This is a genomic window from Verrucomicrobiota bacterium (assembly GCA_016871675.1).
GTDB lineage: Bacteria > Verrucomicrobiota > Verrucomicrobiia > Limisphaerales > VHCN01 > VHCN01.
Genome location: VHCN01000008.1, coordinates 1 through 17,990, shown reverse-complemented (window position 1 = coordinate 17,990; position 17,990 = coordinate 1). Strand labels below are relative to the sequence as shown.

Here is a 17,990-nt window from a genome sequence, read left to right as displayed (position 1 = left end):
AGCGGACGCGTGGAGACACGGGAAACTGCGGCGGTTCGGCAGCCCGACATTCCGATGTCGGGAACGAGCATATGCGATGCGTGTCCGAGTTCGACATGGGAATGTCGGACTACGACCTCAGCGCCCGCCGCCCGCGGGCACGGAGGTTTTCACCGGCGGCTTGTGGTAATCCGGATACGGCGGGCGCTGGTGCTTCACGGGCGGGTTTTGCTTGAGCTTCTCCAGCAGCACCTCGACGGCTTTTTCGAGCTGCGGGTCTTTGCCCGCGCGCACGGCGGCGGGGTCAAACTCGACTTCAATGTCCGGCGCGACGCCGAAGTTCTCAATCTCCCACTTGCCGTCCGGGTTCCAGAACGCAAAGTGCGGCGCGGTCACGGTGCCGCCGTCCACAAGCGTCGGGTAGCCGCCGATGCCGACGAGCCCGCCCCACGTGCGCTGCCCGATGAGCGGGCCGATGCCTTGCTTGCGGAAATACCACGGCATGAGGTCGCCGCCGGAGCCGGCGTATTCGTTGACGAGCATCGCCTTGGGCCCGCGCAACGCGCCCACGGGCGTGGGCATGTCCATGCCGTCGCGCGTCGCCCAGTAGTTGAGGAGGTCCTGCTTCAAGTAATCGATGATGTAGGTCGCCGCCTGCCCGCCGCGGTTGAACCGCTCGTCAATCACCGCGCCGTCCTTGTTCACCTGCGCAAAGTAGTAGCGGTTGAAAAATGTGAAGCCGCCCGTCGCCGTGTCGGGCAGGTGAATGTAGGCGAGCCGTCCGCCGCTCATCGCGTCCACCTTGCGCCGGTTGTCCTCGACCCACGCGAGTGTGCGCAGCGATGTCTCGTCGTCCACGGGCACGACCGTCACCTCGCGCGAGCCGGCGCCGTCCGCGTTCGGGCCGACGCGCAGCAACACGCTCCGGCCGCTCGTGGCCTCGAAGAGCCGATACACGTTGTCCTGCGGCGCGGCGACATTGCGTCCGTTCACCGCGAGCAGGTATTCGCCGGCGACGACGTTCACGCCGGGCTGCGTGAGCGGCGCGCGGAGCTGCGGGTTCCAGCTCTCGCCGTTGTAAACGCGCTCGAACCGATACCGGCCGTTCTCGATCTTGAAATCCGCGCCAAGCAGTCCGCCGCGCACGCGCTTCGCGTCGGGCCGGTCGCCGCCCTGCACGTAGAGGTGGCCGACGGAAAGTTCGCCGAGCATTTCCTGAAAGAGATAGTTCAGGTCGTCGCGGCACGAGAGGCCGGCAAGCCACGGCTCGTATTGCTTCTCGGTGGCCTTGAGGTCGAGGCCGTGGTGATTCGGCGCGTAGAAGAAGTCGCGCTCGATGCGCCATACTTCGCGGAACATCTGCGTCCACTCGGCCTGCGGCTCGATGCGAAGCTCCATGTCGGCCGTCCTGAGCGTGCCCTCGTCCGTCTTCATCGGCCCCGCGCCCGCGCTCGCGATGGCCCAGCGCTCGCCGACGCGGATGAGCGCCTTCTCCAGGTTCGCCGAAAGCTCGAACGCGCCCAGTCCGGTGGCCACGGGGTCGAGCTTGCGCCGCGCAACGTCATACTTGCTCAGCGTCAGGCCCGCGGGTTCGGCAGCGGCGCCGCGTCCGCCGCCGCCGCGCTCGGGGCGCTCGAGGATGAACACCTGGTTCGTCCTGCCCGCGATGAGGTTCAGATAATTCCGCGCCGGCAACGGCAGCGCGAGGATGCGCTGGCTGATGTTGTCGAAATCAATCTTCACCTCGGCGGGAGGTCTCGGCGCGGCCTTCTTCGCGCCGTCCTTGCCGGCATCGGCGGCGGGCTCGGCGGGTTTCGCGTCCGCGGGCTTCGCGTCGTCCTTCTTCTCCTCGACCTTTTCCTCGTCGCTTTCGGGAAGGAACGGCGACGGCAGGTCCTTCCGCAGCACGGCGAGGTAGATGCTGCGCGTGGACTGCCGCGTGTAGCTGGTCATCTCGAAGCCCTGGATGCTCGGCCCGATGTCCGTGCTCGCCGTGAAGTAGAGGTATCTGCCCGTGCGATCCCACGCCGGCGTGCGCGCGTCGCTCATGCCGTCGGTGACCTGGCGGCTCGTGGCGTCGGCGAGCGAGTGCACGAAGATGGCGCGCATCATCGTCGGGAGCTGCTTGTTGTAGGCGAGCCAGCGCGAGTCGGCGGACCACACCGGGCTGAAGCCGCTGCCGCCGAAGTTGAACAGGTTTGTGTCCACCTTCTTCGCCGCGCGCGTCTCGATGTCGAGCGTCCACAAGTTCAGCCGCTTGTCGCTGAACGCGATCTTCTTCGAGTCCGGCGACCACACGGGGCTGTAGTAGAACGACGGCTCCGGCAGCGGGATCTTCCGCACCTCGCCGCGGCCGGACTGCTCGCGCAGATGCAGCGCGTATTCGCCCGACTCGTCGCTGAAGAACGCGATCCAGCGGCCGTCCGGCGACCACGCGGGGTCGCGCTCGGCGGCGCCGGGCGTCGCGGTCAGGTTGCGCACGTCGCCCTTCTCGGAGGGCACGGTGAAGATGTCGCCGCGCGCCTCGAACACTGCGCGCGCGCCTGTCGGCGAAATCGCGGAGCCGCTGATGCGCGTGCCGACCTTTTCGAACCGCGCGCGCAGCTCGGGCAAATCGCCCGCGAGCGCCACGTCGAGCCGCTTCGCCTTGGCCGACCGGAGATCGAAGAGATTCAACGCGCCGAACTGCTCGAACGCGATCGCACCCGGCCCGAGCGACGCGGACTTCACGTCGAGGCCCGCGTTCGCCATCTCCTGCTTCACCTTCTTCGTCTTCGTGTCGTAGCTGAACAACGTCACTGGGCCGCTGCGGTCCGAGAGGAAATACACCTTGTCGCCTGCCCACATCGGGTTGAAGTCATTCGAGTTGTCGCGCGGGATCTTCTCGATGCGCGAATCGGAGAGGTCCGCGAGCCAGATCTTTGTCGTGCGGCCGCCGGCGTAACGCTTCCACGATTGGAACGCCCGCGCGATGGGCAGATACGCCATGCGCCTGCCGTCGGGCGAGAAGCAGCCTTCCTCCGCCATCGCGAGCGGCAGTTCGGACGGGAACCCGCCGTCGAGCGGAAGCGTGAAGAGGCGGTTGAAGCGGTTGTAGCTCGCGCGCCCCGAGCGGAAGAGGATGGACTTCCCGTCGGGCGACCAGCCGGCGACCGTGTCCGTGCCCGGGTGCCACGTCAGCCGCTGCGGCACGCCGCCCGTTGCGGGAACGGTGTAAACATCCACGTTGCCGTCATACTCGCCGGTGAACGCGATGAGCTTGCCGTCGGGCGAAAAGAACGGGTCCGTCTCCACGCCGACCCCCGTGGTGAGCCGCCGCGCCTCGCCACCTGAGCGTGGCACGATCCACAGGTCGCGCGCATGGACGAACGCCACGTGCGACTGCGACAGCGTGGGCTTGGTAAGCAGCAGTGGTGGCGGCGGAGACTTTTGCGCCTCCTTCCTTGGATCCGCCGCGAAACTCGCGGCGGCGAAGCAGGCGACGGCGGAGAGGACGAGCGACGAGGCGAGCGGGCGAGTGGGCGGGCAAATGGACATGATGCGAGGAGGTGAAGATTTCTGAGTGCTGCCGGATGTTTCTCGGAGCCCGCGCTGCGACGCAAGCGGAAGTTTCAACCGGGCCGTGCTCCGGCCGAATCGGCACCACACGCCGTCACTCGCGGGCGAGCGCCGAAGCGATGCTGTCCGCGTCGAACACGCATCCGCCCCAGGTGCCACCGCTGGCCGCTTGCAGCGCGGCCCACAGGCGCGTGTCGTCGGGCAATTGCGGATGCGGCGCGAGGTCTTCCCGCGGCGCGCGCGCGGCAAGAATCTCCGCGCCTTCCCCGGGAGTGAATTTGCGGCCGCCTTCGCCAATGAAATCCACGGTCGCGTCGAGCTTGGTCCGGTCCACGACAATGCGCAGCACATCGCCGTCACGCAGCCTGCCGATGGGGCCGCCCGCGAGCGCCTCGGGGCCGACGTGGCCGATGCACGCGCCGGTCGAGACGCCGCTGAAGCGCGCGTCCGTCACAAGCGCGACGTGCTTGCCGAAGGGCAGGTGCTTGAGCGCACCGGTGAGTTGGTAGGTTTCCTCCATCCCCGTGCCCATCGGGCCGGCGCCCGCGAGCACAATCACGTCGCCGGCCTTGATGTCGCCGCGCTTGGTCGCACGGATGGCTTCGCGCTCGCTCGTGAACACGCGCGCCGGCCCTTCCTTGCGATACACGCCGTCGGCGTCCACGACGCTCGCGTCAATCGCCGTGGCCTTGATGACCGCGCCCTCCGGCGCGATGTTGCCGCGCGGAAACGCCACGGTGCTGGTCAGCCCTCGAGCCTTCGCCTGTTCCGGCGGCATGATGACGTCGTCGGGTTCAACGCCGTCCTGCTCGCGGAGAATCTCGCGAAACTTCGCGCGCCGTTCGGACTTCTCCCACGCATCGAGCACTGCGCCCAGCGTGGAACCGCTCGCGGACAGCACATCGAGTTCGAGCAAGCCGAGCCGGCGGAGGTGCAGCATCACTTCCGGCACGCCACCCGCGAGGAACACGCGCACGGTTGGGTGATACACCGGGCCGTTGGGCAGCACGCTCACGAGGCGCGGGACGTTGCGGTTCACTTCGATCCAATCCTCGACCGTTGGGCGGCGCAGCTTCGCGGCGTGCGCGATGGCGGGAATGTGCAGCAGCAGATTCGTCGAGCCGCCGAACGCCGCGTGGACGACCATTGCGTTGCGGATGCTGGCGTCCGTGAGCAAGTCGCGCGACTTGAGGCCGCGCTGTTCCAACGCCACGAGCGCGCGGGCCGATTGCACGGCGAGATCGGTCCACACCGGCTCGCCGGATGGCGCGAGCGCGGAATGTGGGAGCGAGAGGCCGAGCGCCTCACCGACGACTTGTGACGTCGCGGCGGTTCCCAGGAATTGACAGCCGCCGCCGGGCGAGCCGCACGCGCGGCAGCCGAGTTCCGCGGCTTGCTCGAGCGAAATCATGCCGTGCGCGAACCGCGCGCCGATGGTCTGCACGGCGCCGGCGTCCTCGCCGTCTGTCGGCGGAAGCGTGACGCCGCCGGGCACGAGCACGCATGGCAGGTCGCGCATTCCGGCGAGCGCCATCATCATCGCGGGCAGGCCCTTGTCGCACGTGGCGACGCCGAGCACGCCCGCGCGCGTGGGCAGCGAGCGGATGAGCCGTCGGAAAATCTGCGCGGCGTCGTTGCGATACGGCAGCGAGTCGAACATTCCGACCGTGCCCTGCGTCCGGCCGTCGCACGGGTCCGAGCAATACGCGGCGAAGGGAACGCCTTGCAGTCGCCGCAACTCCTCCGCTGCCGCGGCGACGAGCAAACCAATCTCCCAGTGGCCCGTGTGATAGCCGAGCGCGACGGGCCGTCCGTCCGGCGCGCGCAGTCCGCCCTGCGTGCTGATGATGAGATATTGTTTCCCGCGCAATGCGTCGGGGTTCCAGCCCATGCCGACGTTTTGCGTGAGACCGAAGAGGTCGCCGCTCGGGCGGTTGAGCAGCATGTCCGCGTCGAGCGGCAATTTGCCCGCGGGACCGGGCGCCTTCGAGCGGAGGCGGCAGATGTCCGGCGGCGCGGCGAACAGCTCGTGAAGCGTCATGCGCGGATTGAACGGCGTGCGGCGACGGTTGCCAATGGCCAAGTGCACCGCGACGCCTGCGCGGTCAGGCTCCTTGAAGTTTCGGGGGAAATTGTCTCGCCTCGACACGACAAGCCATTATCGTCGCGCCGTGATTCCCGCCGCCAGTTCCGGCGTCAGCCCAACGCGCACCCGTTATTGGGTCGTCGTTTTCGCGATCGTCCTCGCCGTCATTCAATACATCGATCGCGTGGCGATCTCGCAGTCCAAGGATGGCATCGTGCGCGACCTGCATTTTACCGACGCGCAGATGGGCGCGATCTTCGCGGCGTTCGGGCTGTCGTATGCGTTGTTCGAAATCCCGACCGGCTGGCTCGGCGACAAGCTGGGCGCGAAGAAGGTCCTCATCCGCGTGGTGCTGTGGTGGTCGTTTTTCACGGCGGTGACGGGCTGGGCGTGGAATTTCATGTCGATGTGGATCGCGCGCTTCCTGTTCGGGGCGGGTGAGGCAGGCTGCTTCCCAAACCTTACGAAGGCGTTCAGCGCGTGGCTGCCGCGCGATGAACGCACGCGCGCGCAGGCCATGATGTGGATGGGCGCGCGGTGGGGCGGGGCATTCACGCCGCTGCTCGTGGTGTGCGTGATGGCGTTCGTGACCTGGCGGACGGCGTTCCAGTTTTTCGCCCTGCTGGGCGTGGTGTGGGCGATCGTGTTTTGGCGCTGGTTTAGGGACTACCCGCGTGATCATCCCAAGGTCAATGCCGCCGAACTTGAGCTGCTCAAGGAAAACGAAGGCAACGTGTCCGGTCACGGCGATGTGCCGTGGCTCAAGCTCATCGCGCGCCCGAGCATGTGGCTGCTGTGGGGCCAGTATTTCTGCCTGAGCTACGGCTGGTATTTCTTCGTCACGTGGCTGCCCGACTACCTCAACACCAGCGGCCGGCCGATCCTTTCGAACGATTTCCTGCGGTGGCTCGCCACGCAGATGGAGGGCACGGTGCGGCCCGATCTCATCCAGCCGATCCTCAAGGCGGTGCTGGCGGGCGTGCCGCTGTTCTTCGGCGGCTTCGGCTCGCTGTTCGCGGGCCTCATCCAGAGCAGACTCATCGCGCGGGGCTTCCGCGTGGTGCCGGTGCGGCGGACCTTCGGGTTCGTCGGCTTCGCGGGCGCCTCGGCGCTGCTGATGACCTCGTTCTACATCCAGGATCCGTTGCTCGCGATGCTCGCGATGGGCATGGCGAGCTTCTGCAACGATCTGACGATGCCGGGCAGTTGGGCGTCGTGCATGGACATCGGCGGCAAATATGCCGGCACCGTCTCAGGCAGCATGAACATGATGGGCAACTTCGGCGGCATGGTCGGCCCGTGGGTCGTCGGCCTCGTGCTGGCGGCGACGACGGTGACAACCGCCGCGGGCACGATAAAGAACTGGGAACTGGTCTTCGCCATCTCGTCGGCTATCTACTTCCTCGGCGCGTTTTTCTGGCTGCTAATCGACCCGGTGACGCCGCTGGAAAAGTCTGAGCCTCCGCCGGTCGTGGCTTCCCCCTGACACCAGGCGTATCGAGATCAGTCTGCGATGAATGTCAGCCGGTTGCCGTCCGCGCTCGCTTTGATCCTCTCACCCGGCTTGAACCCGCCTTCGAGCAGTTTCATCGCAAGCGGGTCGAGCAGCCGTTCCTGGATCGCGCGTTTGAGCGGGCGCGCGCCGAACTGCGGGTCATAGCCTTCCCGCGCGAGGAACTTCCGCGCCGCCTTGTCCACGTCGAGCGTGAGGTGCTGCTGTGCGAGGCGCTCGTCGAGCCGCGCGAGCTGGATGTCCACGATGGCCGCCAGCTCGACCTCGTCGAGGCTGTGGAAGATGATCGTGTCGTCCACGCGGTTGAGAAACTCCGGACGGAAATGCCGCTTTAACTCGTCCTTCACGCGGCGCTCCATCTCGGCGCGCGCGCCGACGAGTTGCCGTTTCTCGCCGAGGCATTCCTGGATGACCGGCGAACCGATGTTGCTGGTCATGATGATGACCGTGTTCTTGAAATCCACCGTGCGGCCCTGGCCGTCCGTGAGCCGGCCGTCGTCGAGCACTTGCAGCAGCACGTTGAAGACGTCGTGGTGCGCCTTTTCGATCTCGTCGAAGAGCACGACCGAGTAGGGCCGGCGCCGCACGGCTTCGCTGAGCTGGCCGCCTTCCTCGTAGCCCACGTAGCCCGGCGGCGCGCCGATGAGCCGCGCCACGGTGTGCTTCTCCATGTATTCCGACATGTCAATCCGCACCATCGCCTGCTCGTCGTCGAAGAGGAACTCGGCGAGCGCGCGGGCGAGCTCGGTTTTGCCCACGCCGGTCGGGCCGAGGAAGATGAACGAGCCGACGGGACGATGCGGGTCTTGCAGGCCGCTGCGGGCGCGGCGGACGGCGTTGCTCACGGCCTTCACCGCCTCGCGCTGACCAACGACGCGCGCGGCGAGGCGCTCCTCCATCTTCACGAGTTTCGTCCGCTCGCCTTCGAGCATCTTGGTGACGGGGATGCCGGTCCACGCGGAGACGACTTTCGCGATGTCCTCGTCGGTGACTTCCTGCCGGAGCAGCGTGCTGCGGGCTCCGGGCTCCGATGTCTTCTTCACGATCGTCGCGAGCTTGCGCTCCAACTCCGGCAGCCTGCCGTATTGGATCTCGGCCGCCTTCTGCAAGTCGCCGCGGCGCTGCGCCTGTTCGAGCCCGGTCCTCGCCTGTTCGAGTTGCGCGCTCACAAGGCGCACGGCGTTGATCGCGGCCTTCTCGTCCTGCCATTGCGCGGTGAGCGCGGCGGATTGCACCTTCAAGTTCGCAAGCTCGGCGTCGAGTTTCATGAGCCGCGAACGGCTCGCGTCGTCCTTCTCCTTCGCGAGCGACGTGCGCTCGATTTCGAGCTGCAAGATCTGGCGGTCGAGCCGGTCGATGTCTGTGGGCTTGGAATCGAGTTCCATCTTCAGGCGCGAGGCCGATTCGTCCATCAAGTCCACCGCCTTGTCGGGCAGAAAGCGGTCGGCGATGTAGCGGTGCGAGAGGGTCGCGGCCGCGACGAGCGCGGCGTCCTGGATGCGCACGCCGTGGTGGACTTCGTAACGCTCCTTGAGGCCGCGCAGGATGCCGATGGTGTTCTCGACGCCCGGCTCGGCGACGAGCACCGGCTGGAACCGCCGCTCGAGCGCGGGATCCTTCTCGAGGTGCTTCCGATACTCGTCGAGCGTGGTCGCGCCGATGCAGCGCAGTTCGCCGCGCGCCAGCGGCGGCTTGAGCATGTTGCCCGCGTCCATCGCGCCGTCGGCCTTGCCCGCGCCGACGATCGTGTGCAGCTCGTCTATGAAGAGGATGATGCGTCCCTCGCTCGCGGTGACTTCCTTGAGGAACGCCTTGAGCCGGTCCTCGAACTCGCCGCGATACTTCGCGCCGGCGATCATCGCGCCGAGGTCCATCGCGACGAGCCGCTTGTTCTTGAGCGACTCCGGCACGTCGCCGCTCACGATGCGGCGTGCGAGGCCCTCGACGATCGCCGTCTTTCCCACGCCGGGCTCGCCGATGAGCACGGGGTTGTTCTTCGTGCGGCGCGTGAGCACCTGCATCACGCGGCGGATCTCGTCGTCGCGGCCGATGACCGGATCAATCCTGCCCGCGCGGGCGAGCGCGGTGAGGTCCTTGCCGTATTTCTCGAGCGCCTGGAACTTGTCCTCGGGGTTCGGGTCGGTGACGCGCTGGTTGCCGCGCAAGTCGGCGAGCGCCTTGAGCACGGCGTCGCGCTTGAGATTGTGCGCAGCCAACAGCGTCTTCAGCGCCGCGCCACCCTCCGAGAGCAAGCCGAGCAGCAGGTGTTCGGTGGAAACGTATTCGTCCTTCAGCCTGCCCGCCTCCGCGGTGGCGGCTTCGAGCGACTTGCCCAGTGCGCGGCCGACGAAGATGTCCGTGGGGGTTGTGCCGTGGACTTTCGGGCGCTGTGCGAGCGCGGCGTCGAGGTCGGCCTGCAATCGCGGCAGGGCGGCGCCGAGCTTCTTGAGCAGCTCGGGCACGAGGCTCTCCGGTTGCGCGAGGAGCGCGGACAAGAGGTGCTCGCCCTCGAGTTCCTGATGCGAGTGATCGCGCGCGGCGCCCTGCGCGGCTTGCAGCGCTTCCTGCGCCTTGGTGGTGAAACGGTCCAGTTGCATGGCGAATCAAGTTGCAGCCGCGATGCCAGCGGCGCGGGGCTGGAATTGGCCGGGATTGCGCGGGAATTGGCGTGGGGGAGGGAATCACCGGCTGTGACAGTGGAGTGGGAAGCGCGCAGGATTGGCACGCAGCACCACCCGGAAGGCGCGGCCAGGAGCCGACGCTCACTTCAACAAGCGCGGGGAAACGAAGCAGCCTAAAAAACCTCGGCCCACTTGGCCGGGTCCTTGAGCATGCGCTCGCGCAGAAGCCGGACCGGAGGCGCGCCGAAGCCGAGCATGGTGTCGTGAAAGCGCCGGAGCGAATACTTCGCGCCTTCCTGCGCCTGCCAGTCGGCGCGGAGTTTCAGAATCTGCAGCTTGCCGATCGTGTAGAGGCAATAGCCGGGGTCGTAGGTGCCGCGCGTGGCCTCGGATTGCGCGGGCTTCGCCTCGTAGTAGCAGTTGGCCTGGAAGAATCTCGTCGCGTCCTCGACGGACATCCCCTCGCAGTGCATTCGGATCGCGCAGACGAACCGGCACAATCGCAGCAGCGCCTCGTCGGACTGCGCGAGCCGGTACTTCGCGGCGCGAAGCGTGTCCTCGACGGTCGGCTTGGGGCCGCGCGGGGCGGGGAAGCCCTCGTCCAGCAGCATTTGCTCCGTGTAATGCGCCCACCCCTCGACGAATGCGTAGCTGGTGAACACCTTTTCCACGGCCGTGGCTTGCGAGGCGTTGAGGTGCAGGAATTGCGCGTAATGCCCGGGATACGCCTCGTGGATGCTCACCACGTCGGTGGTGTAGTAGTTGAACGCCGTGAGCCACTCCTCCTTCTGCGCCGCGGGCCAGTCCTTCTCCGTCGGCGTCACGTAATAGTAGGCTTCGGTCGCCGTCGTCTCGAACGGCCCCGGCGTGTCCATCGAGGCGAAGCTCGTCGCCCGCAGGAACGCCGGCGTCTCCTCCACGCGCGCGCGCACCGCGCTCGGGAAGGTGATCACGTCGCGATCCACGCAAAACCGCCGGATGGCCTCGAGGTTGCGGCGCGTGTCCGGGATGAGCCCCGCCTCGGTCGGGTGATCTTTCTGGATCGCCTTGAACACCTCGATCGCGGGCTTGTCCGGGGCAATGAGCTTCGCGGTCGCGGCGAACACCGCCTGCTCGCGCTGCAACTCGCGCATCGCCACGGCCAGCAGTTCGTCGGGCGCGGGCTCGATCAACTCCGACACGCGCAGCATCCGGGCGAACTTCTCCCGGCCGAGCGCGAAGCCCGCCGTGGCGCGCGGCAGCCGCTCCTTCTCGAGCCACGACGCAAAGCCGCGCAGCTCGGCGACCGCGTTCGTGTTCGCCGCGGCGAAGGCCGCCATGAGCGACTCGTCGTGAACCTCCTCGAGCGCGGCGACAAGATCCTTCGCAAGGAAATCCGCGCCGGCGGTCGCGATTTCGATGGCCGTCTCGACAAACGGCCGGGGCAGCTCCGCGTCGAGGTTCGCCCGCGCGGCGGCGAACAGCGCGGGCGCGCCCGCAAGGATGGACGTGATCGAGCGCACGCGCTGGCCGATGGGCGCGAAGTTGCGCTTGATGTAGATGTTCACGTCCAGCACACCCGCGTAGGTCATCGGGTTGCGCCGGAACGCGGCGGCGTCCTCGAACTGGAACAGCTCCCCGCGCACGGCCGTTTGCAGGAGGCGCAGGTCGTGACGGGCGCGCGGGCCGAGCGGGCGCGCGGCGGCGGCCACAAGCCGCTCTTCGAACCGCTTCAACCGCGCGAGTTCCGCGTCGAGCGACGCGCGGCTGAAATCTGTCACGCGCCCGTCGTAAGCGTGGAGCCCGAGCGCCGTGCCGAGCTGCGGACGCCACGCCAGCCAGCCGGAGATGAACTCGTCGGCCAGCCGGTCGAACTGAACGTCGTGGTCGGTGAAGGTGACGCGCGGCGGCGGCTGTGGCGCGGCGCACGAGGCCAGCAACAAGGCAACGGCGAGCCACGACAGCACGGATTTCATGCGTGGAGACTGCCCTCGCGGAGGGCGCATTGGGAAGGCGAAAACGAGGGAACGGCTGCCCGCGCCAAACAGTCCACTCGTGTGAACCGTTCAGCGCCGACGGGTTCGATGGCACCCTATTTGAAGGTGTCGGTGACGGGGCCGCCGGAGGTGAGCTGCTCGACGCGGTTGGTGCGGCGGTTGACCACGTCCATGCCGTAATCCAACTGCGCGATGATGGCGGCGCCCTTCACGTTGGCAAGCCGGGTGAGGCGGCTGGCCGGTTTCGTTCACTTCTTCGCGCCGGCCTTTTTCATCACGTCCGAGAGCTTCACGGGCGTGCCGCCCTGGCGCTTGCTTTCGTCGGCGGCTTCCATGAAGGCGAACAGTTCGAGGGTTTCCTCCGCGGGCACGGGCGGGACGCCGGTCTGGAAGAACTTCACGATCTCGCGCAGCAGGCCCGAGTAGTCGCCGCCGGGTTTCTGGTCGAGCACGGTCTTGCTGCCGTAGGCGGTGACGCGATACGGCGCGGAGCCGTCGCGGATGCCGCGGAAGATGCCGACGCGGCCGCCCTTCCAGACGCCGGTGACGATGTCGGTGCCGGGGGTGGAGGTGCGGGTGACGGTTTCGCAGCCGGTCCCCATGACGGTGTAAAGGGCCTCGGCCGCGTGGACGCCATACCAGAAGAGGTCGGGGTGCGACTTTTCGAGCGAACAGGGCCCGGTGGAAAGGGCGCCGCGGATTTCGCCAAGCGCCGTGTTCGACTTCAATTCGACGAGTCCCGGGTAGTAGCGGAGCGAGGAGGAGCTGAAGACGGGCACGTTGGCCTCCTTCGCGAGCCGGAAGATCTCGATCGCGTCGCGAAGCGAGCCGGCGACGGGTTTGTCAATGAACAGCGGCTTCTTCGCGGCGATCACGGGGCGGGCCTGCGCGAGGTGCGGGCGGCCGTCCACGCTCTCGAGGAGGACGGCGTCCACGTCGCGGCACATGGCCTCGATGGAGTCGTAGAGCTTGACGCCGTATTTCTCGGTGAGGGTCTTGGTGAAGCCCTCGACGCGGTCGGCGCTCGAGGGGAGGTCGGGGCTGCCGCCCTTGAAGGCGGCGACGACTTTCGCGCCGGGGATGTGGTTCTTGTTGGCCGGGTCGTTGAGGATGCCGGTGAAGGCGGTGACGTGGGAGGTGTCGAGGCCGATCATCCCGAGGCGCAGGTCCGCGGCGGAAGCGACGGCGAGTGCGAGGCACGGGGCGAGCAGGAGGGCGGAGAGTTTCATGGAATGTGGTGGTGAGAGTAGCCACGGCCGCGCCGCGGTGTCAAAGGCTGCGGCGCGCCCCAACGAAGCTGGGGCGCCGGTCGCCGGATCGGAGGTCAGTTCACGAACGACGCCTCGTTCGCGAGCAGCAACGCATGCGCGTATTCGGCCCACACGCTGAGCGGCTTGACGGCCGCGGCAGGCCGGCCTTGGGGCGGGCGGGCGGCGCCTTTCTTGCCCTGGGGCAACGCCTGCGCGACTTGCACGGGCGGCGCCGCCGGCGCTGAGACGGCGCTGCCGGCGGGGGCGTCCTCAAAGAAGTTCAGGGCGAGTTTGATTTCGACGTCGTTGGGCGGGCGCTGGAAGATGAGCTCGTAAAGCCAGCGCACGCGCGCCTCCGGGTCGGTGAGCGACTTGAACGCGGTGCGCTCGACCATCGCGCGCGCCTGTTCGATGACGAGCGGGCTGTTCATGAGGAAGAGCGCCTGTTGCGGCACGGTCGTCTGGTAACGCTTGCCCGTGGGCATCTCCGGCGTGGCGACATCGAAGTGGTTGAACACCTCGGGCACGCCCGCGCGGTCGATGTAGCCGTAGATGGTCCGGCGGGTGGAATAACCGCTCGGGCGGAGCGCCTCGGCCATCTTGCCGCCGATCTTCGCGTTGCGTTGCGCGCCGCCGGCATTGCCGAGGCTCACGGGTTTGCCGCCCATCGTGGTGTCGAGGGTGCCGGCCATGGAGAGGATTGAGTCCCGCAGCGGCTCGAGTTCGAGTCGGCGGACATTTTGGCGCCAGAGCAGCCGGTTGAACGGGTCCACTTGCGCGAACCGCGGGTTGTTCTCCACGCCCTGCTGCCACGTGCTGGAGAGGAGGATGACTTTGTGGAGTTTCTTCAACGACCAGCCGTTGTCCATGAAGTAACTCGCGAGCCAGTCGAGCAATTCCGGGTGGCTCGGTGGCGAACTCATGGTGCCGAAGTCGTCGGGCGTGGTGACGATGCCCTCGCCGAAATGATGGAGCCACACGCGGTTGACCATCACGCGCGCGGTGAGCGGGTTGGATTTGCTGGCGATGGCCTGGGCGAGTTCGAGGCGGCCGCTGCCTTGCGCGAACGGCTTGCGATTCGGGCCGGAGACGAGTTCGAGGTATCGGCGCGGCGCGACGGGGCCCTTGTTCTCGGCCTCGCCGCGGAGGAACACCGGCGAGTCCGCCGGTCGCGGCTTGTCCTCGATGGCCATCGCGCGAACGGGCGCTCCGGGGTGGTTGATGTCGAGCGCGTCCCGCTTCGCCCGAAGCTGGAGGCTCTCCTGTTGAATGGCCTTCTTGTTCGCCGCGCCACCGGCCGCGGCCTTGCCCTTGAGCGCGGCGGCGGACTTCTCAATCTCCGCGAGTTCCTTCTGGTAGGTCTGGAACGCGGCGCGATCGTCCGGCAGCTTGATGATCGGGCGGTCGGCAGGCTCCTGGCTGCTGGCGAAGACGCCGTGCAGGGAATAGTAGTCCCTGGTCGGGATCGGGTCGAACATGTGGTCGTGGCAGCGGGCGCACGAGACGGTGAGCGCCTGAAATCCCTTGGTCACCACGTCAATGCGGTCGTTGATGACGTCGTTGTTGTTCCCGCCGAAGTGGTCCCCGAGCGTGAGGAACCCGAGCGCGGCGAGCGGCGAACGGTCGGCGTTGCGCGGCGCGGGCAGCTTGTCCGCGGCGATCTGCTCGAGGATGAACTGGTCGTAAGGCTTGTCGTCGTTGAGCGCCTTGATCACGTAGTCCCGATACGTCCACGCGAACGGATACGCCGGAGTCTCGCGACGGCGCGCGGGATCGCCGACGGTGTCCGAGTAGCGCGCCACGTCGAGCCAGTGCCGCGCCCAGCGCTCGCCGTATTGGGGCGATGCCAGCAGTTTGTCCACGAGCGACTCGAATGCCTTCGCAGACTTGTCCGCGACGAACGCGTTCACCTCCGCGGGCGACGGCGGCAGGCCGACGAGGTCGAAGTAGAGCCGGCGGATGAGCGCGCGCCGGTCGGCGGGGGCGTTGGGCCTGAGGTTTTTCTCCTCGAGCTTGGCGAGGATGAAGTTGTCCACGGGATTCGTAACCCAGTCCTTGGTGTTCACCGCGGGCACGGCGGGTTTGCGCACGGCCTGGAAGGACCAGTGGCTGCGCTTGTCGCTGCCGCTGCCGCCGTATTTGCCGCCGGGCGCGGTGGCCTCGCGCGGGTCGGGTGCGCCCATCTTGATCCAAGCCGCGAGGTCGGCGACCTGCCGGTCGGAGAGTTTCTCGCCCTTCGGCGGCATCTGCAGGTCCGGGTCGCCATACTTCACGGCTTTGATCAGGAGGCTCTTGTCGGGATTGCCGGGGACGATCGCCGCGCCGTGGTCGCCCCCCTTGAGCAAACCATCGCGCGAATCGAGCGCGAGGCCGCCCTTGATCTTGCCCTCTGCGGCGTTGTGGCACTTGTAGCAATGCGCCGCGAGCAGCGGCCGGATGTTGTTCTCGAAGAACTGCACCTGCGACGCGGTGAGTTGAGCCGGTGCGGCGGTCGGCGGCGGTGCGGACTGCGCGGCGGGCGCGGCGGGCTTGGGCGCGGGTGCCGCCGGCGGGGCGGCGGGCGGCGCGGGCTTCTTCTTTTTCTTGGGTGCGTCGGCCGCGTTCGCGAACCGATCGGGAACCAGCGTGGTGGCCGCGAGCACGAGCGACAGCGCGGCGACGGGGAGGATGGCGCGTTTCATGACAGTGGAGTCCGCCGGATGCCGCCGGGGCCGCTCACGCGATGATGCCTTTCTGCACCTTGCCGAAATTGTCCGTGAGGCGGAAGTCGCGGCCGTTGTAGCGATACGTGAGCTTCTCGTGGTCGAAGCCGAGCAGGTGCAGCAGGGTCGCATGGAGGTCGTGCACGTGGACCTTGTCCTTCACGGCCGCGCCGCCGAACTCATCGGTCGCGCCCCACACCGTGCCGCCTTTCACTCCGCCGCCTGCGAGCCACGCGCAGAAGCCGCGGTTGTTGTGGTCGCGACCGGGGTCGTCGTTGCCATTGCGGTCGCGCACGGGTTTGCGCCCGAACTCGCCGCCCCACACGACGAGTGTGCTGTCGAGCAGGCCGCGCTGCTTGAGGTCGGTGAGAAACGCCGCGGCCGGCTGGTCGATCTCTCGCGCCTGGTTGCGCAGCCGGTCCTCGAGATCGTTGTGGTGGTCCCACCCGCTGGCCCACACCTGCACGAAGCGCACGCCGCGCTCGAGCAGCCGCCGCGCGATGAGCATCTGCGTGCCTTGCGTTCCCGCGCCGTAGAGGTCGCGGATGTTCTGCGGCTCCTTGCTCACGTCGAAGGCGTCCGTCGCCGCCATCTGCATCTTGTAGGCCATCTCGAAGGTCTCGATGCGCGCCTCGAGCTGGGCGTCCTTCTGCAGGTTCTGGCTGTGAATCGCGTTGAGGTGGTGGACGAGGTCAAGCTGGCGCCGCTGCTCCGGCTGATGGAGGTAGTAATTGCGGATGTTCTCGATCATCTGCTCCACGCTTGGCATGCGCGTGTTGACGCTGCTGCCCTGGAAGACCCCCGGCAGGAACGCCGACTGCCAGTTGGCCGAGCCGCCCGGGGGGGCGCCGCCGGGCCGGAGCGAAATGAAGCCCGGCATGCTCTGATTCTCCGTGCCCAGTCCATAGAGCACCCACGAGCCGAGCGAAGGCTTCGCGAGACGGAGCGAGCCGGTGTTCATGAAGACCGTCGCCACATCGTGCGCCGGGATGTCAGTGAACATCGAGCGCACCACGGTCATCTGGTCCACCTGCTTGCCGAGCTGCGGAAACACCTCGCACGCCTCGATTCCCGACCGGCCCTGCCGCGTAAACTTGAAGGGCGAGCCCATCGCCACCCCGTTATGGCCGGGGATGGACTTGCCGTCGTGGCGCGTCAACGCCGGCTTCGGATCCCAGGTGTCCACTTGCGACGGCGCGCCCTGCGCGAAGATGTGCACGACGCGCTTCGCCTTGGCGTTGAAGTGCGGCTTTTTGGGCGCGAGTGGCGAGAGCGCGTCCTGCGCCGACGCCTCCTCGCCCAGCATCGCGGCGAGTCCCATCGCGCCAAACCCCATCCCGGCGCGCGAGAGAAACTGGCGGCGCGTCTGGAACAGGTCGCGGAGCACGAGCGTGTGGCCGTCGGAGGATTCGGGTTTCATGGCCGGGCAGGATATCAGCTTCCGGGTAAGACGATGCCGAAGGCCGGCGGGTTTCGCAAGCTGCGAACGGTCCGGCCCCGCCGGAAAAACCGGACTTCAACTCGTGTCGCTTCAACCGCGCCCGGCGGCGGTGCGATCGGTCCAAAAAGCTTGCCGCCTCCGGAGGCGGCTCGTAGTGTGCGCGCCCGTGATGGCGCGGCTTCATGCGGCACCGCGAGGTTCCAACCCGATGAAGCCGGCCCGATTGCGCGGTTAGCTCAGGGGTAGAGCACTTCCTTGACACGGAAGGGGTCGCAGGTTCAATTCCTGCATCGCGCACCATCCGCCCGCCGGTTACTTCCCACTTGGCCCCGGCCCGAGTTCATCCGGCGTCTCGTTCCGGCGATCTTCGAACCAGCCCCAACCCCACCCACCCCCCGGGCACCCGCGCGCGCCGAAGAAACTGCTTGCACGAACCCTGGATTTCGATATGTTCTGTCACGACAGAAATACCTGACACCATGAAATCGCTCAGCACGGTCCAGCAGCAGTTCATCCTCCACTGGGGCGAGATGGGCACGCGCTGGGGCATCAACCGCACCGTCGCCCAGATTCATGCGCTGCTCTACATGTCGCCCCGCCCGCTGAACGCCGAGGACATCGCCGGCACGCTCGATGTCGCCCGCTCCAACGTCAGCACCAGCCTCAAGGAACTGCAGGGTTGGGGCATCGTCCGACTGGTCCACGTCATGGGCGACAAGCGCGACCACTTCGAGAGCATGAAGGACGTCTGGGAGATGTTCCGAGTCGTGCTGGACGAGCGGAAAAAGCGGGAGATTGACCCCACGCTCACCGTTCTGCGTGAGTGCATCCTCGAGGCGGAAAAGGACAAGGAGACCGACGAAT

At 67.3% G+C, this 17,990-nt stretch carries 9 protein-coding genes and 1 tRNA gene; 3 read left to right on the top strand and 7 right to left on the bottom strand.

The genetic code is table 11. The features are described from left to right. Window positions 1-117 precede the first annotated feature (117 nt). Together FJ386_03180 and FJ386_03175 are read right to left on the bottom strand one after the other, a co-directional pair. The gene (locus FJ386_03180) at window positions 118-3,516 is read right to left on the bottom strand and encodes a protease (GenBank protein ID MBM3875704.1); all 3,399 of its coding nucleotides are present in this window, start codon (window positions 3,514-3,516) and stop codon (window positions 118-120) included. Window positions 3,517-3,631: 115 nt separating this feature from the next. Beyond that, complete coding sequence (locus FJ386_03175; GenBank protein ID MBM3875703.1) at window positions 3,632-5,578, bottom strand: YjhG/YagF family D-xylonate dehydratase; 1,947 nt, start codon at window positions 5,576-5,578, stop codon at window positions 3,632-3,634. Window positions 5,579-5,612: 34 nt separating this feature from the next. Here FJ386_03175 and FJ386_03170 point away from each other — a divergent pair, with 34 nt between their 5' ends. Continuing rightward, window positions 5,613-7,109, top strand: a complete 1,497-nt coding sequence (locus FJ386_03170; protein ID MBM3875702.1) for an MFS transporter — start codon at window positions 5,613-5,615, stop codon at window positions 7,107-7,109. A gap of 17 nt (window positions 7,110-7,126) precedes the next feature. Here FJ386_03170 and clpB read toward each other — a convergent pair whose 3' ends face one another. From clpB to FJ386_03145, 5 genes are all read right to left on the bottom strand, one after another. After that, complete coding sequence (gene clpB, locus FJ386_03165) at window positions 7,127-9,733, bottom strand: ATP-dependent chaperone ClpB (GenBank protein MBM3875701.1); 2,607 nt, start codon at window positions 9,731-9,733, stop codon at window positions 7,127-7,129. A gap of 197 nt (window positions 9,734-9,930) precedes the next feature. After that, the gene (locus FJ386_03160) at window positions 9,931-11,742 is read right to left on the bottom strand and encodes a DUF885 domain-containing protein (GenBank protein MBM3875700.1); all 1,812 of its coding nucleotides are present in this window, start codon (window positions 11,740-11,742) and stop codon (window positions 9,931-9,933) included. A 239-nt stretch (window positions 11,743-11,981) separates the two neighbouring features. After that, window positions 11,982-12,887 (bottom strand): Gfo/Idh/MocA family oxidoreductase, encoded by a 906-nt coding sequence (locus FJ386_03155; protein MBM3875699.1) that lies wholly within the window; start codon window positions 12,885-12,887, stop codon window positions 11,982-11,984. 170 nt (window positions 12,888-13,057) lie between these two features. Further along, window positions 13,058-15,664 carry a DUF1553 domain-containing protein gene (locus FJ386_03150; protein MBM3875698.1) on the bottom strand — a complete coding sequence of 869 codons (2,607 nt, stop codon included), beginning with the start codon at window positions 15,662-15,664 and terminating at the stop codon, window positions 13,058-13,060. A gap of 34 nt (window positions 15,665-15,698) precedes the next feature. Then, window positions 15,699-17,105, bottom strand: coding sequence for a DUF1501 domain-containing protein (locus FJ386_03145; protein MBM3875697.1), 1,407 nt, complete (start codon window positions 17,103-17,105; stop codon window positions 15,699-15,701). A 246-nt stretch (window positions 17,106-17,351) separates the two neighbouring features. Here FJ386_03145 and FJ386_03140 point away from each other — a divergent pair. Next, a tRNA-Val gene (locus FJ386_03140) sits at window positions 17,352-17,426 on the top strand. Window positions 17,427-17,605: 179 nt separating this feature from the next. After that, on the top strand, window positions 17,606-17,990 hold a 385-nt coding region (locus FJ386_03135), incomplete at its 3' end, for a MarR family transcriptional regulator (GenBank protein MBM3875696.1).